Raw genomic sequence first — 23,773 nt, forward strand, 5'->3', positions numbered from 1 at the left:
TTCATTAATTCACGGCAAAAGGACTTCGTGTAATTTTAATATCTACCGATGCCTTAGGTGGTTCAACCTCTGCTTCTTGTTCGGCTTGAGCTTTATTCTCAACAATTGGTTTAGCCTGTGCAGCTTGTTGTTGCTGCGGTTTACTCACTGGCTTTTGCTGAGCTGGCTGTACCTTCGATTGGGTCGCTTTAGGTATCGTCCCTGTTTGTAGTTGAGGCACAGTCTGAACTTTCTTTTCACCCGTGAGCTGTTCGTCAAATGGAGAAACTCGCTGTTCATTAGTAGTAGCGGACTTATGTGGAACAGGTTTAAAGATACTACTTAATTCATTATCTTTAGGTTGTTCAAAGCCATCACGGCTCATTGAATCTGTTTCATTGTCTTGACTTACAGCAACCTGATTTTGTTCATCAGAAGAATGAACAGTTTCTTGATTTAAAGTCTGTTCTTCTGTTGATTTACTCTCAATTGCTGCTGATTCTGACGAATACGGTTGAGACAAGAACAGGAATAGCGAGATGCTTACAAACACCCCGGCAATAACACCAATGACAATATAAAGTATTGGTGATTTCGGCTTTTTTTTATTCGACTGTAAAACTCGAATAGAAGTTGGTTTTTCCTGAGCCATTTCGTACCATCATCAAGGTAAATAAATTGTAATATGTGCTTGCTCTTGAGGAGCAGAAATCACATTTTGATAATTAGATAATGCTTTATCATTTTGATTGTTCAGCATAAATCTTAGTCCTGCAAAGGTAAGTAATGCAAAAATCAATAAAAAGATCAAAATCCAGAAGAACGGTACTTCGCGATGAATAATATTTCGGATCTGATCGGGAATTGCCGAGAACGGCGAAAATGCGAGCTTTTTCCCCTTCAAATAGTCAATTTCATCACCCACTCGTGATACTAAATGGTTCAGGCTTTCCGTTGACTCAATTCGGTACTTGCCCTGAAAACCTAACAAAAGGCAGTAATGAAATACTTCTAAAGCAGCTAGACGTTCTTTTCCACGGCTACGTAATTGCTCCAATATTTCAAAGAAGCGATAACCAGCTAATTGAGAACCAAACAAGCTCAATTGCAATGGACTAATCAACCAAGCATTTTGCAAATTAAAATAACTCGCATCTTGTTGCGTTACGATAGTTTCATCAATCAAAGCACAGAATGCATATTTAGCATCATGAATATCATCGGCTGAAAATTGCAACTTTTTGGCTTGTTGCTCAAATTGATTAAGTAAATTTAAGATTTTTTCACGAAACCGCTGCGCATCTGCCGGCACATACTGATTTCGAATCAAGAAAACCAAATAAAACCCATCATGCAATAAATCAATAAGATTGATTGCCTGTAGTTTTGCTTGAGACTGGCTATTATTGCTCCCGCCTGTTCCAATTTGCCCATCATCAAATAAAGAAGGAGCACCTGTGGATTGTGACATTTTTCTCTCCTTTACTGTTAAGCGTTCATGACCGCAATCAGTTCAATACTGATATCTTGGAAGCCAGCTGGAACATAAATACAAATCGTCTCTGAATCTAACATGCGTTGGTATAGCTCGTGATGTGGTTCAATTTCAAAATAGCTCACACCAGAGCGCACAGGGATAGCAGTTGGAACTTGAATTAAATGATGCAATGGAATTGCAGGTAATGCAGCGACCACACGTTGCTCTACATCTAAAGTGCTACCGATTTTGAATCGTAAAGGTACGATCTGGATCAACTCATGTGTCTGCATTACGCTACTTGATACTGCAATATAAAGTCGAGTGTCTCGAGTAATCTTATCGGTCTCAAGACTTCCCACCCAATATGAAGGACGGATTTCTTTAAGTGCAATGCTGATGTAACGACTCGAAATAATCGTATCGAGTAAATCACGCAAAATCGTATCTAACTGCGAAAAACTTTCTTGTAAATTATGGTGTTTATAGGCAGGTAATTGATCGACATCATAGGCCGTCGAGAAAGTTAATAATGACCCTGCTAAACGCAATAATTCAAAGAACAAACGCTCTGGATGGATTTGTGGGTATTGCACAAAATGATTTAGACCAGCATGTGCTGTATTTAATGCATTCACTAACCAGAATGAAACAATATCACCTGAACGAAATTCAATTAACTTCTGTTCATTTTCTCGGTTATTGGTTTGAATGGTCTTAATTTTTGCCTTAATAACATTCAATGTTCTTTTTAAATTTGAAATGAGTGTTTCAGATGCATCTACATGCAAAATTGGCGGGATAAACTTTCGATCAATTTCAAAAGCACCTGAGCTTTGACGCTTAATTTTTCCAATAGGCAGATATAAGAAACCATCTAAATTATGGTCAGGATTACTATGTACATCTAATAGTTTAAAAACAGCACGACGGCGTAACAAACTAATATCTGCTTCGGTTGCATTAGTGAATAGATCATGTATTTCAACAAGGTGAGATTGATATCTGCCCTTTTGCGCTTGGTTTTGATCAATTAGATTTTGCTTATTTGCTTGTAAAAGCGGCAATGCTAAATAGATTAGCATCTCACCACGTAAATTAAGATCATCTAATAAAATTGGTTCAGGTAATAGATCATATGCCGGTGCCTGATAAATTTCTCCGTCTTGCCAGATCATCTCTACAGACTCTAAAGCAAGTATATGTGTGCTCAATTGAGCCTCATCGAAATTTAATTTCTGAATACCATATGAAAAAGGTACAACCGCTCTAACCGTATGATTCAACCGTTGTTCATGATAGGTATCTTGTATTTGGAAATGTTGAGGTCTTAAAAATAAACCTTCGCCCCAAAGGACTTTTTCAGCTTTAAACATATGTCTTTACCAATCTTTATTCGTATTCATTTTTAGGCTGTACACCTAACATTTCCTGAACCATTTGCAATGGATGCTCATCTTTAATGACTTGTGCTAGCCATTCATGTAACGGCATTTGACTCCATTTAATGGTTTTTTGAAGCATATAACTCACAGGGCTATGAGGCTCATTTGCTTGAAAGTAATCCGCGATTTCTTGCAGCACTTTCATTGCTTGCTCACGGTTAGCCAAGTGTGTTTGAGCTTGAGGCTGAAAAGCAGGCTGATCTGAAACAACTTGTACAGGCACTTGATTTTCCATAGATGAGCTCGTGATGACTGTCGCCTGCTCTTGGGTTGGCGCAAGCCCAGTACCAAAAGCTTCTGCTTTATAAATCTTGCGTAATGTGCTGTGAATGGTTTCAAATGCTGAATCAATTGCACCAAAACTCGGCGAATCTAGTCCCATTAAATGATCAAGGGTTTGCTTTAAAACATCCCATTCAGTTAAGACTGAACTAAAATCTTGATAATTAGAATATTGAAAAGTTTTAGACGTATTAAAAATAGCTTGATCGAATTGCTCTAACTCCGATGGTCCCGACTGACTATCGTAATCTTCAGTTTGTTTACGACGAACATTTTCGTGATATAGAAAATTATCGTAATCAAGCAAATTATAATAAGGAGCTGTATTGTTTAAAGAAACTTTCTTTAACAACATCGGAAGTTGATTAATTAAACCCTGTAATAAACCAATGCGTTGATCTAAGTCATCATCTTCGATAACAGGGTGAATTTCCTGCCAATATTGATTCAACATGGTATGACTTAGAGTTAAACCTTTAGCCATACCATCAAAACCATAAAGATGAGTCCAAGCTTCTAAGAGCCAAGTTAATAGACGAATATCTTTTGTATTCTCTTTTAGCAAAACGCTCGTTTTATTTGATACAAAGTCCCAATCGGCTTGTTTACGCTCAGCAACCCAATCACCTTGATCTAGCAATAGATCATCTTGTGTCTTCGCTTTTTTTATTTCATGAAATTCATTAGAAAACGAAAAGTCGTCACCACAAGGCAAACTATCACTAATGGGTTCAAGTAGTTCAGAAATATCAATATTCATCTAATTTTAGCTCTATTCAATTTTAAACTTCTGACTTCAACTTTTTACTCGTCCTTTTTTTAGCAGCTTTTGCAACTGGATCTAGTAAATATTGAATTTCGTCATCTTTAGCATCAATCATGATAATTTTTGGCAATTTTTGCTCTGCCAAAGCCACCAAAATTTCTGTAGCTAATGCAGGTAACACCGTAGAGTTTAAAATATTATCGACATTACGTGCACCACTATCGACTTCTGTACAGCGGCTTAAGAGCAACTCTACCAAATCATCAGAATATTGGACTTGTGTACCGTATTGTTTCTCAATTCTTGCTGTGATCTTGCCTAGCTTATGTTTAATAATTCGTACGAGTAAATCATCATGCAATGGGAAATATGGCACCACTCTCATGCGACCTAAAAATGCAGGCTTGAATTGCTTATACAAACTTGGTTTTAAATGGTCAATCAACTCTTCAGCTGTAGGCCATTCTTCTACAGGCGTATTTAAGCACGCTTGCATAATCGCGCTTGAGCCAGCATTTGAAGTCAACAAAATAGTGGTGTTTTTAAAGTCAATTACTCGTCCTTCACCATCTTCTAAAGTACCTTTATCAAATACTTGATAGAACAGTTCTTGAACATCACTATGTGCTTTTTCAATTTCATCAAGTAAGACAACACTATAAGGATTACGGCGAACAGCTTCTGTTAAAACACCGCCTTGACCATATCCCACATATCCAGGAGGTGCACCTTTAAGTGAAGATACAGTGTGTGCCTCTTGGTATTCCGACATATTGATGGTAATTAAATGCTGCTCACCACCATATAATTCATTTGCCAAAGTTAGTGCAGTTTCAGTTTTACCTACACCACTTGGGCCTACCAAAAGAAATACACCTTGTGGCTTATTCGGATCTTCAAGTCTTGCTTTTGAAGTTTTAATGCCCTGAACTAATTGTGTGAGTGCATAATCTTGCCCCATTACACGTTCGCCCAATTTATCTTCAAGCGTTAATATTTGTTTAATTTCATCATTGACCATTTTTCCAACTGGAATACCCGTCCAATCAGAAATAATTTCATTAATGATTTGAGAGTTTACTCTTTCAAATACTAATGGTTGCTGGCCTTGAATATCAGCAAGATCTTTACGTAGCAGATTAATCTGATCATAAGCCTCAGATTCATTCGTATGATTCTGTGCTTCTAATTCCTGAATTTTATGAACAAGTTCTAATTCTTTTTGCCACTGTTCTTGGGTTTCTTGAATCTCTTTTTGCAAAGATTCTAAATTAGCTTTTAAAGTTTCTAATCGTTCATGATGAATTGGAATCTGACGATGCTCATTTTCTAAAATTTGCTGTTCAAGCTTTAAGTTATGCTCTTGAGCCTTTAACTGGTCAAGCTTTACCGGTTGTGCATTTTGAGTCAAAGCCACACGTGCTGCTGCTGTATCAAGCACACTCACTGCTTTATCCGGAAGTTGACGACCACTAATATATCGATGTGAAGAATGAACCGCCGTAACAATCGCCTCATCATCAATTTGTAGATTAAAGTGCTGCTGCATCACAGGAATCATTGCCCGTAACATATCAACGGCAACATCTTCAGTTGGCTCTTCTACTTTTACCACCTGAAAACGTCGACTCAATGCAGCATCTTTTTCAAAATATTGTTTGTATTCAGCCCATGTTGTTGCAGCAATCGTGCGCAACTCACCACGTGCAAGTGCCGGTTTTAAAAGATTCGCAGCATCATTTTGTCCTGCTTGCCCACCCGCACCAATTAAGGTATGCGCTTCATCAATAAATAAGATAATAGGATGAGCAGAAGCTTGAACCTCTTGAATCACTTGTTTTAAACGATTTTCAAACTCGCCTTTAACACTTGCGCCTGCCTGTAACAGCCCCATATCAAGCACATGTAAATGTACGTTTTTTAGGGCATTAGGCACTAAACCTTGGGAAATTTTTAAAGCTAAACCTTCGACCACCGCTGTTTTACCAACCCCTGGTTCTCCAGTTAAGATCGGGTTATTTTGGCGTCTACGCATTAAAATATCGAGCATTAAACGAATTTCATATTCACGACCAATAACTGGGTCTATACCGCCTTGTTTAGCTTTTTCAGTTAGATTAATCGTATATTGATCAAGCGCAGGAGTTTTAGCGACTTTGGTATTTGCTACAGTGGCTTCTGTTGGCTCAGCTTCACCCGAAAGTGTTTTTGTTTCATCTTGTTGTTCAACACTCTTCTCACAAATTTCAAGAAACTTATGTTTCATTGAATCAATTGGTAAAAGATCAAATAAACTCGAAGCTCGAGTGGCAATTTGATATAAATCAGGTGCAGTTAATAATGCAACTAATAAATGACCACTACGCATGACTGGATTTTGCTCAGCCGAAGCCAATAACCAAGCTTGTTCGAACAAACGAACGATTGATTTAGCAAAAATAGGAGTTCGATTATTACCTTTCGGTAATTGAGATATTGTCTCTTTTAAATCATCGGCTAAAGCTTCAGGTGAAATTTTATATTTCTTTAATAAAATTTTTAAATCATTCTCTAAAGATTGATTAAGTAGCTCTAAAAATAAATGTTCAATTTCAATTTCGTAATTTTGTTGAATAACACAAGCATTAGCCGATTTTTCTAAAGCAGTACGCGCAACTGTAGAAAGTTTTGTAATTAAAATTTTTAAATTACTCATCATTACTCTCAATATTTTTAAATAATTTAATGCTTAAAATCATAATGTCTGTATATTAACAAAATTCAGCTTTATCAGACAAACTACTCATCATTTCAAGCGTTAATATGTTCTAGTAGATATTTATATCTATATAAAAATATCTCTACCCTTATCCTTGATTAACTAAACTTTGTTTTGGTAATAATTTACAACCGCATGATAATGAATCATTTACGCGAGCTCCAGATTTTCCCATAACAAGCATATTCGGATCACCCGATACAATCGTAGAAACCGTTTTGTGTAACGGACAAGTTGCCTTGTCTCCTACACACGCAATTGCAATTCCATCAATTAAAAACGTACTATTACCAGAAATGACTTGCCCTCCACCTGTGGTTGGGCATCCAATCGTAATGTAAGGGCTAGCCATGTTCTTCTCCTTATATTTATAGAACGGTAAACTCAATTCGACGGTTTTTCTTTCTTCCTTCTGGAGAAGTATTATCTGCGACTGGTTTAGAGGAACCTAAACCTTCCGCAGATAAATGGTCTGCCGGAATACTCTTACTAATTAAATAGTTTTTTACTGCCAATGCTCGATCTTGGCTAAGTTTTAAGTTTTTAGTCGCATCGCCGGAACTATCGGTATGTCCTACGATTTTGACTTTTTTACCGCCTACTTTATTTAAAGCAACAGCCATCTCATCTAGAATTTTTTGACCGGCATCTGTTAACACTGCACTGCCAGATTCAAACTCAATAATTCGATTCTTAAGTGCATCATCAATAATTTTCTGTTCAGCCTGATTGACTGATAATTGTGAATACAGTTGATACGGAGGCTGAACTAACCCTTGAAATGATTGAATGGTAGGTTGAATATCTGCTGGATTCAGCATTTTTCCACTCAACTCAAATCGAGTACCGTTTACGCTTAATTTACCTTGTGAGACTTTTTTAAGATCAGGCGTAATGACTCGAGTTACGGAATCACTCCATCCATTTGGAGCAGCTACTGGTCTAACTTGTATTTTATCTACAACCTGATCTGCGCCATAAACAGACTGCATTTTTAATAAGATAGCTTGCTTACTGGCTTCATTAGGAACTACCCCTTCTACAACAATGGGCTGAGCCAAAGCATAATTAGCTACGGCATAGATAAGACAGCCTTTTATGAGCTGTGAAAGTTTAGTTTGATATCGTTGATTCATTATTATTCACCCAAAAAAGTCTGTCTAAATAGTTTTAAGCCTTGATTTAAACTTAATTGGCGTTGGCATAATGATTGTTCTAGCGTAGCTAAACCAGCATTCTGCTCCAAATAAGTATCAATCCACTGAGCTTCTATTAAAGAAACCCAATGTTTACTATCCATATTCTGAGTAAAAATATCGCTAAGGGCTAAAATATCAGCACCTTGAAAACCGAAGAATAATACGGGTTGCTCTCGATGTAGCAAACCTATCAGCACCTCAGTATTATGCTCCTTTAAAAAGCGGCAAATAATACTGACCCAAAAAGCAGCTATTTCATAACTGTAAGCAGGATTATTAATAGGCAAAATTAAAACTTTATTTAACCGACTAGTTCCATTTTGTAAAATTGGCTGTAGTAATAACCCCAGCCCAATCATACTTTGCGCTAACTCATAAATACTTAACTTCATTAACTGAGCAAATGAGTGCATCGTATGATTTTCATAAAAGCCTACACATTCTCGTTCAGTTAAAACCTGAATTTGATTTTGTAAGTGACCTAATTTTCCAAGTAACAAATCTGAATCTTTAATGCCTTTTAAAGCGCGATTGTTTTGAAATAAATCAACCAGCACATGTTTATAGCTATATGGTGCATATAACAAATTATCATACGGCAAATCAATTTCTAATAAATGGCTCAGCACCATTGGAAAAGATCGACCCGAACTATCTTCACTTGCGAGTAGATTCGCAACCAAAAACATATTTTCTTTTGGATTGGCAATAAAGAAATCCAGTGAAGGCAACGTGCTATAAGCTTCTTTAAAGCTGCCCGATTGCATCGCATATTCCAATGCTTCAGTAATCCACTGATCAAGCAACTGTATTAAGGCATTCTGACCTTTTGTTTTTAAAAAGTCGCCTCGTGCAGGACTTTTGCCGTAATACAAAGGAGTAGTTTTTAATGTTTGCATTATTGTTCCTCCTTTTGCATAGAGGTTATTTTCCATATCATGGTTTAACTCCCGCAGAAGGCTGAGCGAGTGCTGCAACAGGATTTTCTGTTTTTGCTGGGGCCGCTTGAGCTGGTGCCTGCTGAGCAGACACCACTCGAGCTGCTTTATCGGCAGTGACTTTATCAACCAGTTGCATACCAGAATAACCACGGCTTGAACCAATGCTGCCTGAATTACTGCTAATTAGACGGAAATTCATTTTTACAAATATTGATGGGTCTGTCTTACTACGCCAAAGCATTTCAAATCCACCATTTTGTTCTTTCCGCTGAGCACTATCAATTAAACGGTTAATACCATATTCACCTGGCTCATCAAAAATAGTGTGCGTTTGACCTTGTAAATCCACAGCAGTAATACGAGCACCCGGAATGCTTCCTTGGTTTGGCCAAATGAAGTTAACCCACTGTTGAACACCGTTTTCATAAGTCATACGCTGACCATCGATATCAACGGTATATGAAAGTAACTGTGGGTTTGGAATTGGATAGAACTGGAAGTTCGATTGGTTGGTTGCTGGTGCTGCTGGAGCTTGAGCATTCAACTCACCTGTTGCCATACCATTCGCTGGAGTAACATATCTTTGGAAATTCATCACGAATTGAGGATTTAAACTAATTCCTAAATCTTTCCATGTTTTAGACGTTAACGTATAACCACGACGGATCACAAATGGATCAAGGCTTTCTTTTACAAAACGTGAAATACTACCGTTCTCACCCAAGATTTGACCAATTTCACTGCTTGTCGCCTGCAAAGAAGCTGATGAGTTAAATGGATATTTCTTAGCAAGATTTGCTGTAAATGGTTGATAAGCTTGCATTACCCACAATTTATTAATTTCATCTTGTGCCGGTGTAATTAAACTTTCAAAAGCCTGCGTAAGTGGACTAACCACCAATTTTTGTAGTAATCGCTGATCGATTTCATTGAAACCAACCGCCATTTTTTCATCTACAATTTTTTGCGTCTGGTTAAATACAGAAGTTTGCTCATTAAGGGTTTGCTTGACTAATGTCATCGCATTAGGCCCAACTTCACCTGCATTCTTAAGCTCGTTAAACTTGCTACGAACTAGAGCTAAATTTGTCATATATTCATCAAGTAATGATTTACCTTGTTGATCATCGCGTTTGCGAACCAACTGATAGAACATTTGATATTCTTGAGAAATAGCACCCTGAGCATTAGTCGCCACTTGATTAGCAGCCTTATCATCATGATTTAAAACTTTACGTTTAAACCACGCAACAAATCCTTTTTGTGGAGCTGCGAGCTCTGCTTGCACAACTGGATTATCCCAGTTTGTTTCGATTGCCACTCTTTCAATTAAAGTACGAATCGGAGAGTTCTGTGGCTCACCTAAAACATCAATATTTTTTACTTGCTGAGCAAATTGGCCAGCTTTAGCATAATGAATACCACTTAAGAATTTTCTCCATTCTGCAATATATTCTTGCTTATAGAGTGCTGTCAGTTGCTTTCTAATTTGTTCAGGGCTGCCTGAGAAAGTTAAATCATCAGATTGACGGCTATTTAGCACCCAGTCTTTACTATCTGTTGGCTTATCTGCCGCTTCTTCAATCGCCTTTTCTACATAGTCATTCCATGCTTTTTGGGTAAATACACCAGGCAATGCATAACTACCCAATACAACATTTTTATTTGCCTCACCCACAATTTGACTTACAGTAAGCGCAGGGAAACGTACCGCAGCACGCATTTTTATTTCGTTATAAACACGATCACGCGCAGGCATTCCTCTGACAACAGAGAGCAATACTTGACGTGTTTGATCAACAATTTGCGAATCTGCATCTAAAATTGGAAATTGTTTATCATTTGCTAAAGTCATTGCATATGACAAGATCTGTTCAGCTTCCTGAATCATATCTGCACGTGGCATTTGACCTTTATTGGCATCAAGCCAAGAACGCCAGAAACGCGTAACCTGATCGCTTAAATGACTTGCATCCATATACTGTGGATTACTCATCATTAAATATGCTTTTAATGCATTGTAAGCATCTTGAGGATTTGTATCTGAAGGTTCTAAATATTGTTGAGACTGAGCAGTTTGTTTAATTTCAACATTCGTATGATTGGCTTTTAATGTTGCTTCATTATTTTTTACGCGTTGCAAATATTGAGCAATATTTTGCTGTGTCGGTGTTAAAACAATTTGCTTAACGCCTTTTAAATATTCCGCTTTTAGTTTTTCACGAAGCTCATTGCCCTGATATAAACCAAAACTAAACTTAAGTGGTCTATTTTCATCAAACTCATCTAACTGTTGTAGACGTCTTTGAAGAATAAGTAAAGCTTCTAATTGGGTTGATAATTGCTGGCCTGAAGATTTTTCTAATTGAACAACCTTATTTAAATCTGCTTGAACTTCAGCAATTAATTGCTGATTATTGCGATAAGACCAAACCCAGACACCAAGAATAATTGAAACACCTGCTAAAGCGCCAATAAATGCAATATAACGTTGACGTTTTCTGCCAGCATTTACATGCTGCTTAACAAGATCTTTATCTTTTAAAATAACATCTGAAAATAGACCATTTAAGAAATAACCGTGGTTAGGGGTAATTTTTGAATGATCTTTTAAATCACTTTGAGCAATCTGAGTCAGCTGGAATTCTTGTGCAATTTGCTCAGTCATTGGACTTTCAATGACACCTTCCTGCAAAGCACTAGTGAAGTAGAACCCACGGAAAACCGGTTGAAATTGATATGGATTATCTTCAAAAAGTGTCGCAATAAAGCTCTTTAAAGCTGGTTTTAGTGTTTTAAATTCCAATGGGAAAGTCATTACACTTGGAGAGATATTCTGCGAATGGCGGCGACTTAAATGAGTCGAACTTACCCCTTTTAAACCATCGTAAAGAATATTGTAATGTTTCTCGAATAAATCTACGGCATTGTGCGAAGAACTCTGCTCATAAGGAAGAGTCGCACCCCAAGCTTGGTTATATTCCTGAGCTTCATAGAATTCAAAAAACTCTGTAAAACCTGCAATCAAATCCATTTTTGAAAAGACTAAATAGACAGGCACAACCACTTCTAAGCGCTCAGTTAAATCTTGAATACGAGCACGTAAATTTTTAGCAAGCTTTAACGAATTTTCAGGACTTTGACTAATCAGCTCAGCAATACTGACAATTAAAATCAAACCATTGACAGGAGCTTTAGAACGGTTCTTTTTTAGAATATTTAAGAAACCTAACCACTCAGAATGGTCTTCACTATAAACAGAATAACGACCAGCTGTATCGAGTAAAATACCTTCTGTAGAGAAAAACCAGTCACAATTTCGAGTACCGCTTAACCCAGCAGATACCATTTTCTGATGCGTTTCTTCGAATGGAAACTTTAAACCCGAATTATAGATAGCTGAACTTTTACCTGCAGCGGGGTTACCAATAACCATATACCAAGGAAGTTCATAAAGTGCAGCATTCCCTTTTTTATCACCCAACTTAGATTTACGAATCAGTTGAATTGATTCTTTCATTTGTTGATTAACAAGCTGAAGCTCTTCTTTATCTTTATTTTTTCCGTACTCAGCTTGATTATCTTTTTCAATCGCTTCAGCTAACTCTTCACCTTGAGCAGCATGTTTTCTTCGTTGAATAAGCCAATAGATACCATAAACAATAAGACCCAAAGCATAGGCAGTCGCTAAAGCCCAGAATATATGATGGGGAATTGAAGTATATGAAGACATCAATGCCACGAACAATGACAAGGCAATAATTGCTTTAGGATTCGTGATGTACTGCCACAAGTAGCCTAAAATTGTATGCATTCTATTCTCGTTCTAAGTCCAAAGTTTAAATTAGTTATTCAACACCATCACATCATCTTCTGAATTTTCGGTGACATGCTGCACAAACGTATGTGCTGACACCGTATTTTCACCAAAGACAAAAGGAATGATATGTTCAGGGAAATGCATACTCAGCATAAAGCCATAAATATCAGCTAAATGTTGGGTATGCCCTAATGAAGATTTCACATAAATATAGTGATGCGGTTCTACAGGTGTTTTAAGAAAGTGTTGCTGCAATTTCTTCGAAACTTTTATATCCGTCTGATCTGACAATATCAGCACATAAGGTTCCTCACCCTCATGCTGAGGTAAATCATTAAATTCAAAATTATTAAAAAGCTTCGCTGTATCTTGTTGACCCACAACCACTTTCAGTGCTTTAGTAGGCTCTAATTCTTGAATTTTTACTAAAGGATCTGCGAGTAAACAGCTTGCTGCAAATTCAGCAGGAATATAATCTTTAATCATCCAAGATTTTTCATCGACTAGATTTTGATCAACTTCTGAATCGGCGACGACTAAAAAGAACATCTCATGCTCTCTTTTATGAATACCTTTTAATAGGTGTATCAACTCTTGGTAAGCTAATTGCTCTCCAAAAAAATGATATTCAATATGAACCTTTTGCGGAGCAATACCAATCTCAGCAAAGAACTCTAAAATTAATTCATTACTTTGATCATCATTCCAGATATGTAGTAAATCCTCCGAAAGAAGGATGTGTAAATTTAAACGATTTAAACGGTAAACTTCGACTACAGGCATTTGAGCATCGTCATATTCAGACTCGGGATCAACCCATGCCGGATGCATATGATATTCACGAGATTGTTGCGACTCATAAAATAAAGTCGAACGTTTTAAATGCTCTGCAAGAAGATATAAATTTTCTATATTTTGGTCTAGTTGCTGTTTTATTAATGACATCATACGAACTTGTCGTGGAGATGAGTAATCACTCTCCTCATGATTGTCTTCATCCAAGTCTTTAATACGATAAGATAATAGAGGCAACCCGTAAGAATTTAACAGTTGATTGTCTAACTCTGGGCTTTTGAAGTTTTGTAACTGCTCAATAATTGTTTCATTCTCACCTAATGCATGTACTGCAAAAGCAGAGTAAATATTAAAATCTAACTGTTCGAGTGGTGCGTCAATTACAGTGGTTTGCTTTTGATTAGCATCATCTTTATTTTGATTTATAGATTGTTCTTTTTTATCTTTGTAAGTTTTATAGGCACTATAAATTAACCAAGGCGATAAGATCACCAATGTAATAATTGCTGGCAATAATAAGAAATAAAGAAAAAAATCACCTTTATCAGGGTTATATTGAACGTCACGCCAGTAGAAAATAATAAATCCACTAACCACTGTAAAAATAGCAATAAATGAGAGTAATATTTTTTTAATCACATTCTCTCTCCAATAAGGCTATAGCAAGTTTCATGACTATGTACTTTTGGTTGTCGTGATATGAGAAAAGAACCCTGCCCTAAACCGTTCTGGTTATTCTTAGTTAAGCAAATAGGTTGTATTTCTGACTCATCTAATACGAGCCGCAGATCTATCGATAAAGTTGGACTACACCACGTTTCTACAATTTTTTTTAGTTTTAAACTCAACTCTTGATTTGGGAGGAAATTTAAATATTGCTGACGCTTTAGTGGTCCAATCTGAATTTCAATTTTTCCATCAATTTGCTGAATGGTTTCCCCACAAAATGTATTAATACCAAGTAAGCTCGGCTGACTTCCACCTAAAGTCGTTAATTGATCACTCGCTAACTTAAAAGATTCTTGTATAAACTCTTTAATCGTAATTTCATGCTTAAAAATACAGGACAGCATCGTTTTTAATGCATGAACTGTATTATTCTGGCCCTGCATTAATCCAGAAAACTCTGCAAAATAGTCATCAAGCTCTGTTTGCTGATGTTGGGAGCGCACATAGCCATTCAACGCATGCAGAATATCTAAATAATCGTTTTTATACTCAGTCTCATATCGAATCGGTAAATTATATGTAATGCTGGACTCTACATATTGAGCAGTAAGCTTATGGTTAAATAAACTCAGAAACTCTTTAGTTTCAGCTCTTTGCTGCCGTGGGGCCTGTTTAATCTTATTGGTATATGTATATGGTAAAGCACCTTGTATACCTGTAAGACCAACAATTAAATTCGTGATATAAACCCTTTCATCCGATAATTCTAAATTTTCAATTTCAGTAGCAGGGAAATTTAAATTAAAGGATGTCTCAAACTTGAAATGATCACTCCAAGATGAACCAGCTGCGCGACTAAAATCATGCCTTAATAGACGTGTTGCCTGAATAAATTCAAAAGACTTTGGCTTGTTAAACAGCTCAGCTGTTATAGAAGAGTCTTGCCACCAACGTTCTGACTGCATTGGTATAACTCCTGCTGAGATGAATAATCCTTAACAACCAAATCAACAAAACTATTAATTTGAACCTTTAAATTAAAAACACAACTTAACAATTGGCTAAAAATGTATAGGCTATGCCCTCTGAATACAGATGAATCAATTTGCAACTCGGCCTTCACGCCCCTTACAAACATTGGGAATGGTTTACCATCTACCAGTTTGTGAGTAAGTGAAAATTCGAGATGTTTAATTGATTCAATAATTAGATAATTTTCTTTTGATAACGGTAAGTTATATAAAGCAAGTAACTCTTTAATATGAGATACGGCATCACCTTTCATTAAAGCCAAACTATTTAATGAAAGGTGTGAAATGACACGCCACTGCTCAGTCTGGCTTTGTCCAAATTGATAAGGTTTAGTGGGCCTTTTTAAAACAATCGCACGTCTGGCCAGACTACTATCATTTAAGTTTAATATATTATTAGACTGCCCTAATGCTTCATGTGGCAAGTCACGATTTGAACATAATAATTTTGTACTAATAAAATCTGAACGTGTTGAAGAAGGATTTAAATTTTTAGAAATAATTGAATAACCCATTTCGACGAAATTGGGCTGTAACTTTTGATAGTTTACTGAATAGAAAAAGCGAGCCTTGTCTGCATGGTAGTGGCTCATCGCAAAAAAAGGCAGCACTGGAACATAGCTTTCTTCGTGACTGGTTTTTTCACGCACCATATTCATTTCAGTAATTGAATAGACTTGATAAAACTCAGGATGATGTGCATCTGTAATTAACGGATATTCTAATTGCTTGTGTACGACCTTTTGAGGTTCAGCATATTTTTCAAATAAATTAATGACTGGTGTAGTAAACAATTTAAAATTAGCGACATTTAATTCAGAATAATTTCGAACTACGGCTTGATCATTTAAATTTAATTTAAAATGTATAAGCAGTTCAAAATCATTCTCTTCTAGAGATAGATTCTTTAAAAAGTCTAAATCTAGCTTAAGATAATTGAATTTTTCAGGAAAACAGAAATACTCCATGAGCAAACGATACGCATGATGAGTATGCTGATCGAGTGGCAATAGACTTTCTTGCTCTGAAAAACCAGTTAACTCAAATGGATTTTTATCCAACGCTACAACTTTCTGCCCTGTTTTTATGGCAAAAGTTGTTTCCTTCTTAAAAATACTGTCTAGTACTTGAAGCGGAAAATTAGAAATTGCATCTAAATAAATAGGAAGTTTTTCATTTACTAAACATAAATGAGTATGATTAAAAATTTCAAACTTAAAACTTAAAGTCGCATTTTGACTTAAATGCATATGTGCACTAGGTGTACTTTTAAACTCTAGCGCTTGCAAACTTATCGGGAGTAATTTGATTTCTTGCGTGGTATTAAACTCACACTGAACACCTTTAAAACTGCGAGACTTCAAGACTGTGTGTGCAGGAACAATATGTGCTTCTGTGAGCTGTTTGATTTTATTTATATCTTCGAAACTTACCACCGAACAAGCTGGAAAGTGTCGTAAGTATTGAGGAAACATCACCTCAAATAAAGAACGTGTAAATACGTCATAACTATCAGCAAGTTTTTTATCAATGCGAGCAGCAATTAATGAAAACGCCTGTATGAGACGCTCAATATGCGGATCATCAATTTGCTCTTGATTTAACGATAAACGCTGAGCAATTTTCGGATATTTTTGGGCAAATTCTCGAGATTGCTGACCAAATTCTTGTAGTTGTTTTTCGTAAAACGGTAAAAGCTCTTCTATCACAACACACCCACTACGCCTAGGTTCTCGCCGAAATTACATATTGTTGCGTTGTCGGTTTTAGCAATGCATCAAAAACGACAGGTTCATACAGTGGATGAATATTTAGATAAGCCTGAATGCTTAAACACAATGCCCCCATATTATGTCCATCCAACAACATCTCTACCCGTATTTGTCTTAATCTGGGCTCATGAGCTGCAATTGATTGTTCAATTGATTGGCAAATCTTATCTCGATCTAGTGGATTGGCTGTAGAAAGCCCCACAAAATCAATAATCCCGAACTGAAGTATAGATTTTTTAACTAGCGGATAATCATCGACCACGTGGTCCAATTTAGCGACCCGACTATTTAGCAAGTCTTCTAAATCTTTCGCTACCGATTCTCTTAATTGCTGAATAGAAAGACCTTTTGCATAATCTTCACTTTCAGGAATTAAACGATCAAACAGAGTTGAACGAAATCCGTATGGATAAAGCCGATCTAAATTCATTCGAGTCCACAACAAGCATGGTTAAAGACAGCAGAGGCTAACTTTATGTCAGCCTCCACCAAATATTCACTTAAATAATTATGCTGCGTAAGAAGCAGTATTATTAGAAAGTGACCATTTCTTAGTAACAGCACCTTTAGCAGTACCGTTAATATCTTGTTGGTTATATGTCCACTCAACAGCTGCGTATTTCAAACCAAACGCTTCAGTTGGAACACCTTCTTCGTTAACTGTTGGAGTTACACTAGAAACAAGAACATGCTTCAATTTAATTTGTAAGTACTTGATGCGTTTGTCGCCATTCGCACGATAAAAATCAATTTGTACTTCATCAAATGTATAACCAGCTGAACACGCTTCCCATAATTTCGGGCTAGTTGCATCTAGGTCTTTAATAAAAAGCATATCTGAATGTTCAACACGTTCAGCAGTATGACCACCAACACTACTTGAAGTAGCAGATTTAGGTTGACGAATGTTGTGAGACCAAGAGTTAACTTCTAACCAGCCTTTGTGCTCAGAATCACGAGACTCGCCATCAACTTTATATTTACCGCGAAACTCAACGTATATATCTTTCATTTAGAACTTTCCTATTTTTAATTTAAAGTTATTCTTTCGCTGACCTTTATTAATTTGAGGACTGAGGTAACTCAGTAACAAGTCGTAAAGAAACTGACAACTCATCCAGCTGGAAATGTGGTCGTAAGAAAACCACAGATTTGTAGTGACCTGGTTGAGCAGGATCTTCTACAACTTTTACAGACGCTTCACGTAGAGGGTATTGAGCTTTCGCTTCTTGAGAAGCACCGTCGTCCAGCAATACATACTGTGACAACCACTCATTTAAGAATGCTTCAACATTTCCAGCAGAAGCAAAGCTACCCACTTTATCTCGCATCATTGCTTTTAAATAATGAGCAATACGTGAAACGGCCATGATGTACTGAATTTGACTTGATAAAGCAGAGTTAGCGTTTGCTGTATCATTGTCATATTTTTTAGGTTTTTGAGTTGATTGCGCGCCAAAGAAAGCAGCGTAATCGGTATTTTTACAATGTACTAAAGGAATAAAGCCTAAATCGCTTAGTTCTTTTTCGCGGCGGTCAGTAATCGCAATTTCTGTAGGGCACTTGAATACCACTTCGCCATCTTGTGTTTTAAAAGTATGAACTGGCAAGCCTTCTACTAAACCACCACCTTCAACACCGCGAATTGCAGCACACCAACCATGCATATCAAATGCATTTGTTAAACGAGTACCGAAAGCATAAGCAGCATTCATCCACAAATATTCGTTGTGGTTTGCACCTGAAACATCTTCAGCAAAGTTAAACCCTTCTGTAGCTGTTCCTTCTTTTGGATGGTAAGGAAGACGACCAAGCACATGCGGCAATGTTAATGCGACATAACGAGAGTCTTCACTGTCACGGAATGAACGCCATTGAACATATTCAGCCGTTTCGAAGATTTTTGAAACATCTCTAGGACGATCAATTTCTGTAAATGACTCAAGGCCCAAAATGCTTGGGCTAGCAGCTGAAACAAATGGTGCGTGAGCTGCTGCTGCTACATGAGAGATTTGCTCAAGCAAATACATATCAGAAGGCGTACGGTCAAACTCAAAATCACCAATGAGTGCTGAATATGGCGCACCACCAAAAGACCCATACTCTTCTTCATAGATTTTTTTGAATAAAGTGCTTTGATCAAAGTCTGTAGCACCTTGAAAATCTTTTACCAACTCTTTTTTAGTCGTATTTAACATACGAATTTTAATGAGCGGATTAGATGGTGTTTCTTGACAGAAGTAGTAAAGACCACGCCAAGTTGACTCAATCTTTTGGAATTGCTCATTGTGCATGATCTGACTTAATTGATTTGAAATCAGTGCATCAATTTCGGCAATACGCTTATCAATTGATAAAGTCATATTTTCAGAAACTGTAATTGTTCCTGCCATTACTTCTTTGGCAAGTTCACCGATTAAGCTTTTCGCACGCGAATGTTCTTCTTCATTTCGGGCAATACGGCTTTCTTCAACAATCGAGTCTAAAAGATTAACTTGTTCATTTTCAACAAGTGACATTGCTGCAGATTGAGTATTATTCATGATCAGCCTCCGCACTTAATTTACGGATCTGATCAGTACTCTTAAGCACTTCATCAAGCAAGTCTTCTAGACGCTCACTGTTCGAAATCTTATTTCTCAAATCAGTTAAACGCTCGCGTGCTTCAACCAGTTTCTTTAATGGGTCAACCTGTTGAACAACATTTTCTGGGCGAAAATCTTCCATTGACTTAAATGTTAAATCAACTGCAATTCTCCCACCCTCTTCAGTCAGCGTATTATCTACCTGAAAAGCTGCTCTTGGAGACAATGACTCCATAACTTCATCAATATTATCTAAGTCGACATTGATGAATTTTTTATCTTTTAATTTTGTACGTTCAAGCTCAGATGCTGCTGAAAAATCACCCATCACACCAACAACAAATGGTAGTTCCTTCGCTTCTTTTGCATCACCAATTTCAACATCATATGTAAGCTGAACACGTGGAGGTCGAATTCGCTGAAGCTTCTTTTGTACGCTTTCTCTCTTAGCCATAAGATTCTATTCCTGATTATTTAATTAAAGGGTCAAAAGGCGAACTTTTTGATTTATTAACATTGGCTACAGGGGCAGTTTTTTGTTTAACCGCAGTTGCTTTTGCTGGAGTTGCTACTCGTTTAGTTGCTGTTCTGGAAGTAGTAACTCTGTTACGTGTTACAGTTTGTTTTTTATAACTTCTTCGTTCGTTATCAACTGAACCACCTTCTGTTGCAGCCTTAACATTTGAAGTATCAGGCGCAGGCATTGAAGTATGAATATTTTCAATTAACTGTTTAGCGGGTGGGTAAGTTACATCATTGCTTAAATAACGCATTTCCTGACTTCGCATTTGCTGCAATGAGTTATTTGCAATGCTTACACCAGATAAAAATAAAACATCTGTTATTAATGAACCGCGTATATTTTGACTTTGCAATTGACTTGCCAAATTCAACGCTTTAACTGGTTGATTGGTCTGATAAAACCGCATGGCTGCTTTAGCTAATAAATCATTTTTTTGAGTCGCATTATCACTATCACAAACTTGCTTAAAAATATTCAATAGCTCAGGATCATTTTGGCCTTCTGCTAACGGATTCTTTTTAATACAACTTTTTTTAAGTTTTACAGGCTCTAGTTCTGCTGCTTGAGCACCTGATAGACCGATAATGTTTCCAGTCAGAAAAAGTATCAAAATACTTCGTTTCAACACAACTTTCATTCCTCTGTTTTCTTATTTATTCAAGGCTTTACTGAAAAGTTAATATTGAGAAAACATTAAAAAATCAGACTATAAACCTTATATTCAAAAAATTTATGCGCAGTTTATCATATAAACAAACATATTTTATATAAAAATCATATCAACTTAAACTAAAAGTAAATAGTTAAGATGGTTATAAAATATAGCTTAATAAAGTTATTCTTATAAAAATATAATATTGTTATTTTTTGTAATTAAAAATAAGTAATTGATTTTAATCAAATAAATAAAAATAAAAACTGAATGAAAAATTTATTTAAATATCATTAATTTAGTTTTTTTGAAACATTTGCTTAACAATATTTAAGTTTATATTAACTACAAGGTGCTTCTATTTGGTTACGAACAAACCATCAAAACTTAAAGTAAAAAAGTGCGCTACAAAAAACCATAAAACTTGTCAAGACTAATCTGTCTATCTATTATACTTTTTAAATAAATTTAGTTTCCATGATAAAGGTTAAAAAGTAACACTCCCGCCCCTAAGCATGCTTTTTCAATATATTTTCATCAAAAATCTAGAAGCAAAAAAATTAAGTTTTTTTTTGTAAGCATGAGGTAAAGAATTATAAATTCCCCTTTGACTACCAAAAGGGTATGCAATCTATGCTTCAATTATAAAATATCTTAGTTCTTTTTATTTTTTCATAACCCGTAATGAATGATTATTCACTTAGTTGAATAACTAAACCGCTATTTATATCTTCTACCTCTCTTACTAAAATATTTTCACCAATATTCAACCTAATGATTTCCAAGAAAATGATGAAATGGAATATAGCTGTTATTTTATTTTCAAGTCTTGCTTTAAGTGCTTGTGCTAAATCAACAAATACAACAGAGCAATCCCAAGCAGTTACGACTAAACAAAATCTCTCATCAGAGCAACAAAAAAAGCTGCAACAACTCTTAGATAAAACAAAAAAGAATCTTGTAGAAATTAGGGGCGGTACTTTTATGATGGGGGATTTTGGTGAGCAAAAAAGCCCAGATAAATTACCATATGATAGTGATGCAAATAGCAAACCTTTACACAAAGTCACTTTAGATACTTATGCATTAAGTGCAACAAAAGCGACGTATGCTGATTTCGATATATATACCGATGTTACTGGACAGCAAAAAATTGGAAAGTTTGATAAGTTATCAATAAGTGAGCGGGTTCCCACTGCGGCAGCTGGTATCAATTGGCAACAAGCCCAAAATTATTGCCAATGGCTAGGAAAAAAACTTAATTTAAAAATGGATTTACCTACTGAAGCACAATGGGAATATGCAGCAAGAAATCGTGGACAATACATTCTTTACCCTACAAACAACGGTAAAATTGATATTGGTAGAAATGTTTGGAGTTTCAAACAAAGACAAGAACTAATAACAAAATATAAAGCTGATGAGAAAATACCAGAATTGCAACAATTTCCAGCTACCCCTTTAGGGCTATATGACATGATTACCGATAATTATGAGTGGATGCTTGATTGGTATGACCCACATTATTATAGTAAATCTCCTGAAAAAAACCCGAAAGGGCCTGCAAAAGGAACTCTTAAAGTTGTACGAAGTGCAGAACCATCTAATGGACAGAATTTACAAATGTTTGGTGGATTTACCTTTAGTCGCCATGCCATCCATCCTGTAGAAGATCCCAAATTATCAAATGATCCTGATATTAAAAAATATAACATAGACTTAAATCGATTTAATTCTGTTCGATGTGCGGTTAATTATTAGCAATTTGATCAAGAAAATATATAATTAAACTTTATATATTTGCTTATCCACTATTTCCTTATCTTCATCAAAAGGCGCCAAAATATTCAGGTTACTCATCATTAGAGTAACCCCTTCTGAATCACTCCTCATTGCTTTTATCTAAAGTTATCTAAAAATATTAAAAATAGGGAAAACAAGAAAAATTTATTACAGACACGTCTTGAAAGGATTACTCTCTAAAGAAGTTATATTATTTCTATGCCTAAATAACAAAACCTCTATTTATATCTCTTATGTCTCTCACTAAAATAATCACATCACCACTCAACTACATGATTTTTAAATAAGATGATTAAACAAAATTTAGCCATCATTCTACTTTCGAGTATTACGTTAACTGCCTGTGCAAAATCAACAAATAATACAGAGCAACCACAAACATTTACGACTAAACAAAATCTCTCATCAGAGCAACAAAAGAAGCTGCAACAACTACTTGATAAAACGAAAAAGAATCTTGTAGAGATTAAAGGTGGTACTTTTATGATGGGGGATTTTGGTGAGCAAAAAAGCCCAGACAAATTACCCTACGATAGTGACGCAGATAGTAAGCCTTTACACAAAGTTACTTTAGACAATTATGCATTAAGCGCAACAAAAGCAACTTATGCCGATTTTGATGTATATACTGAAGTTACTGGACAGGAAAAAGTTGGGAAATTTGATGAGTTATCAATTCAAGATCGAATTCCTAATTCAGCAGTAGGGGTAAATTGGCAGCAAGCCCGAAATTATTGCCAATGGTTAGGGAAACAACTTAATTTAAAAATGGATTTACCCACTGAGGCTCAATGGGAATATGCTGCGCGAAATCGCGGACAATATATTCTTTATCCTACAGACAATGGTAAAATTGATATCGGTAGAAATGTTTGGAGTTTCGAACAACGTCAAAATCAACAAAATAGATTAAATGCGTTTAGAAATATTCCTGAATTATTAAAGTTTCCTGCAACTTCTTTAGGTCTTTATGACATGATTACTGATAATTATGAGTGGATGCTAGACTGGTATGATCCACAGTATTACAATAAATCTCCTGAAAAAAACCCTCAAGGTCCTACAAAAGGTACTCTCAAAGTTGTACGTAGTTCAATTCCTTCTGAGGGACAGACTCTACAAATGTTTGGAGGCTTCACTTTCAGCAGACATGCTATTCACCCTGTAGAAGACCCTAAAGCTGCTCAAGATGAATTAACCAAAAAACATCATCTTGACTTAAATCAAAATAATTCTGTCAGATGCGCAGTTAATTAAACTTATTTATTATGAAACA

General features: G+C 36.1%; 19 protein-coding genes. 2 read left to right on the forward strand and 17 right to left on the reverse strand.

What is annotated here, in order from left to right:
* Positions 1-4 precede the first annotated feature (4 nt).
* From ACB088_RS09290 to ACB088_RS09370, 17 genes are all read right to left on the reverse strand, one after another.
* Positions 5-631, reverse strand: coding sequence for a hypothetical protein (locus ACB088_RS09290; RefSeq protein ID WP_375038738.1), 627 nt, complete (start codon positions 629-631; stop codon positions 5-7).
* A 12-nt stretch (positions 632-643) separates the two neighbouring features.
* Positions 644-1,450 carry a type IVB secretion system protein IcmH/DotU gene (gene icmH / locus ACB088_RS09295; RefSeq protein WP_017390380.1) on the reverse strand — a complete coding sequence of 269 codons (807 nt, stop codon included), beginning with the start codon at positions 1,448-1,450 and terminating at the stop codon, positions 644-646.
* Positions 1,451-1,467: 17 nt separating this feature from the next.
* Positions 1,468-2,832 (reverse strand): type VI secretion system baseplate subunit TssK, encoded by a 1,365-nt coding sequence (tssK, locus tag ACB088_RS09300; protein WP_375038739.1) that lies wholly within the window; start codon positions 2,830-2,832, stop codon positions 1,468-1,470.
* 16 nt (positions 2,833-2,848) lie between these two features.
* On the reverse strand, positions 2,849-3,943 hold the full coding sequence (gene tssA / locus ACB088_RS09305; protein ID WP_375038740.1) for a type VI secretion system protein TssA: 1,095 nt from the start codon (positions 3,941-3,943) through the stop codon (positions 2,849-2,851).
* Positions 3,944-3,965: 22 nt separating this feature from the next.
* Positions 3,966-6,647 carry a type VI secretion system ATPase TssH gene (tssH, locus tag ACB088_RS09310; protein WP_375038742.1) on the reverse strand — a complete coding sequence of 894 codons (2,682 nt, stop codon included), beginning with the start codon at positions 6,645-6,647 and terminating at the stop codon, positions 3,966-3,968.
* A gap of 148 nt (positions 6,648-6,795) precedes the next feature.
* Positions 6,796-7,059, reverse strand: a complete 264-nt coding sequence (locus ACB088_RS09315; RefSeq protein WP_003651066.1) for a PAAR domain-containing protein — start codon at positions 7,057-7,059, stop codon at positions 6,796-6,798.
* Positions 7,060-7,075: 16 nt separating this feature from the next.
* Complete coding sequence (locus ACB088_RS09320) at positions 7,076-7,843, reverse strand: OmpA family protein (RefSeq protein WP_004642337.1); 768 nt, start codon at positions 7,841-7,843, stop codon at positions 7,076-7,078.
* Between the two features lie 2 nt (positions 7,844-7,845).
* Positions 7,846-8,805 carry a type VI secretion system-associated protein TagF gene (tagF, locus tag ACB088_RS09325; protein ID WP_005047747.1) on the reverse strand — a complete coding sequence of 320 codons (960 nt, stop codon included), beginning with the start codon at positions 8,803-8,805 and terminating at the stop codon, positions 7,846-7,848.
* Between the two features lie 37 nt (positions 8,806-8,842).
* Complete coding sequence (gene tssM, locus ACB088_RS09330) at positions 8,843-12,661, reverse strand: type VI secretion system membrane subunit TssM (RefSeq protein ID WP_375038743.1); 3,819 nt, start codon at positions 12,659-12,661, stop codon at positions 8,843-8,845.
* A gap of 30 nt (positions 12,662-12,691) precedes the next feature.
* Positions 12,692-14,101, reverse strand: a complete 1,410-nt coding sequence (locus tag ACB088_RS09335) for a hypothetical protein (protein WP_375036762.1) — start codon at positions 14,099-14,101, stop codon at positions 12,692-12,694.
* Positions 14,098-15,096, reverse strand: a complete 999-nt coding sequence (gene tssG, locus ACB088_RS09340) for a type VI secretion system baseplate subunit TssG (RefSeq protein WP_375036763.1) — start codon at positions 15,094-15,096, stop codon at positions 14,098-14,100. The genes ACB088_RS09335 and tssG overlap by 4 nt, the downstream gene beginning before the upstream one ends.
* Complete coding sequence (tssF, locus tag ACB088_RS09345) at positions 15,060-16,871, reverse strand: type VI secretion system baseplate subunit TssF (protein WP_375036764.1); 1,812 nt, start codon at positions 16,869-16,871, stop codon at positions 15,060-15,062. The genes tssG and tssF overlap by 37 nt, the downstream gene beginning before the upstream one ends.
* Before the next feature lie 16 nt (positions 16,872-16,887).
* Complete coding sequence (gene tssE / locus ACB088_RS09350) at positions 16,888-17,364, reverse strand: type VI secretion system baseplate subunit TssE (protein WP_002048404.1); 477 nt, start codon at positions 17,362-17,364, stop codon at positions 16,888-16,890.
* 78 nt (positions 17,365-17,442) lie between these two features.
* Positions 17,443-17,946: a type VI secretion system tube protein Hcp gene (locus ACB088_RS09355; protein WP_003651052.1), complete on the reverse strand. Its 504-nt coding sequence runs from the start codon at positions 17,944-17,946 to the stop codon at positions 17,443-17,445.
* A gap of 49 nt (positions 17,947-17,995) precedes the next feature.
* Entirely contained in the window at positions 17,996-19,477 is a 1,482-nt protein-coding gene (gene tssC, locus ACB088_RS09360) for a type VI secretion system contractile sheath large subunit (RefSeq protein ID WP_375036765.1), read from the reverse strand.
* Positions 19,470-19,973 (reverse strand): type VI secretion system contractile sheath small subunit, encoded by a 504-nt coding sequence (gene tssB / locus ACB088_RS09365; protein ID WP_003651049.1) that lies wholly within the window; start codon positions 19,971-19,973, stop codon positions 19,470-19,472. Before tssB ends, tssC begins: the two co-directional genes overlap by 8 nt.
* A gap of 16 nt (positions 19,974-19,989) precedes the next feature.
* Positions 19,990-20,679, reverse strand: a complete 690-nt coding sequence (locus tag ACB088_RS09370) for a hypothetical protein (RefSeq protein WP_375036766.1) — start codon at positions 20,677-20,679, stop codon at positions 19,990-19,992.
* Positions 20,680-21,483: 804 nt separating this feature from the next.
* On the opposite strand from ACB088_RS09370, the gene ACB088_RS09375 reads away from it, so the two are divergent.
* On the forward strand, positions 21,484-22,455 hold the full coding sequence (locus ACB088_RS09375; RefSeq protein WP_375036767.1) for an SUMF1/EgtB/PvdO family nonheme iron enzyme: 972 nt from the start codon (positions 21,484-21,486) through the stop codon (positions 22,453-22,455).
* Between the two features lie 330 nt (positions 22,456-22,785).
* Entirely contained in the window at positions 22,786-23,754 is a 969-nt protein-coding gene (locus ACB088_RS09380) for a formylglycine-generating enzyme family protein (RefSeq protein WP_375036768.1), read from the forward strand.
* The last annotated feature ends 19 nt before the right edge of the window (positions 23,755-23,773 follow it).

The sequence above is a fragment of the Acinetobacter sp. RW6 genome, from assembly GCF_041956835.1.
Taxonomy (GTDB): Bacteria; Pseudomonadota; Gammaproteobacteria; order Pseudomonadales; family Moraxellaceae; genus Acinetobacter; species Acinetobacter calcoaceticus.

Excerpts from the sequence above, each read along its gene's own strand:
- ACB088_RS09290 (WP_375038738.1), bottom strand. The coding sequence starts at position 631 with ATGGCTCAGGAAAAACCAACTTCTATTCGAGTTTTACAGTCGAATAAA.
- icmH (WP_017390380.1), bottom strand. The coding sequence starts at position 1,450 with ATGTCACAATCCACAGGTGCTCCTTCTTTATTTGATGATGGGCAAATT.
- tssK (WP_375038739.1), bottom strand. The coding sequence starts at position 2,832 with ATGTTTAAAGCTGAAAAAGTCCTTTGGGGCGAAGGTTTATTTTTAAGA.
- tssA (WP_375038740.1), bottom strand. The coding sequence starts at position 3,943 with ATGAATATTGATATTTCTGAACTACTTGAACCCATTAGTGATAGTTTG.
- tssH (WP_375038742.1), bottom strand. The coding sequence starts at position 6,647 with ATGATGAGTAATTTAAAAATTTTAATTACAAAACTTTCTACAGTTGCG.
- ACB088_RS09315 (WP_003651066.1), bottom strand. The coding sequence starts at position 7,059 with ATGGCTAGCCCTTACATTACGATTGGATGCCCAACCACAGGTGGAGGG.
- ACB088_RS09320 (WP_004642337.1), bottom strand. The coding sequence starts at position 7,843 with ATGAATCAACGATATCAAACTAAACTTTCACAGCTCATAAAAGGCTGT.
- tagF (WP_005047747.1), bottom strand. The coding sequence starts at position 8,805 with ATGCAAACATTAAAAACTACTCCTTTGTATTACGGCAAAAGTCCTGCA.
- tssM (WP_375038743.1), bottom strand. The coding sequence starts at position 12,661 with ATGCATACAATTTTAGGCTACTTGTGGCAGTACATCACGAATCCTAAA.
- tssG (WP_375036763.1), bottom strand. The coding sequence starts at position 15,096 with ATGCAGTCAGAACGTTGGTGGCAAGACTCTTCTATAACAGCTGAGCTG.
- tssE (WP_002048404.1), bottom strand. The coding sequence starts at position 17,364 with ATGAATTTAGATCGGCTTTATCCATACGGATTTCGTTCAACTCTGTTT.
- ACB088_RS09355 (WP_003651052.1), bottom strand. The coding sequence starts at position 17,946 with ATGAAAGATATATACGTTGAGTTTCGCGGTAAATATAAAGTTGATGGC.
- tssC (WP_375036765.1), bottom strand. The coding sequence starts at position 19,477 with ATGAATAATACTCAATCTGCAGCAATGTCACTTGTTGAAAATGAACAA.
- tssB (WP_003651049.1), bottom strand. The coding sequence starts at position 19,973 with ATGGCTAAGAGAGAAAGCGTACAAAAGAAGCTTCAGCGAATTCGACCT.
- ACB088_RS09370 (WP_375036766.1), bottom strand. The coding sequence starts at position 20,679 with ATGAAAGTTGTGTTGAAACGAAGTATTTTGATACTTTTTCTGACTGGA.
- ACB088_RS09375 (WP_375036767.1), top strand. The coding sequence starts at position 21,484 with ATGATGAAATGGAATATAGCTGTTATTTTATTTTCAAGTCTTGCTTTA.
- ACB088_RS09380 (WP_375036768.1), top strand. The coding sequence starts at position 22,786 with ATGATTAAACAAAATTTAGCCATCATTCTACTTTCGAGTATTACGTTA.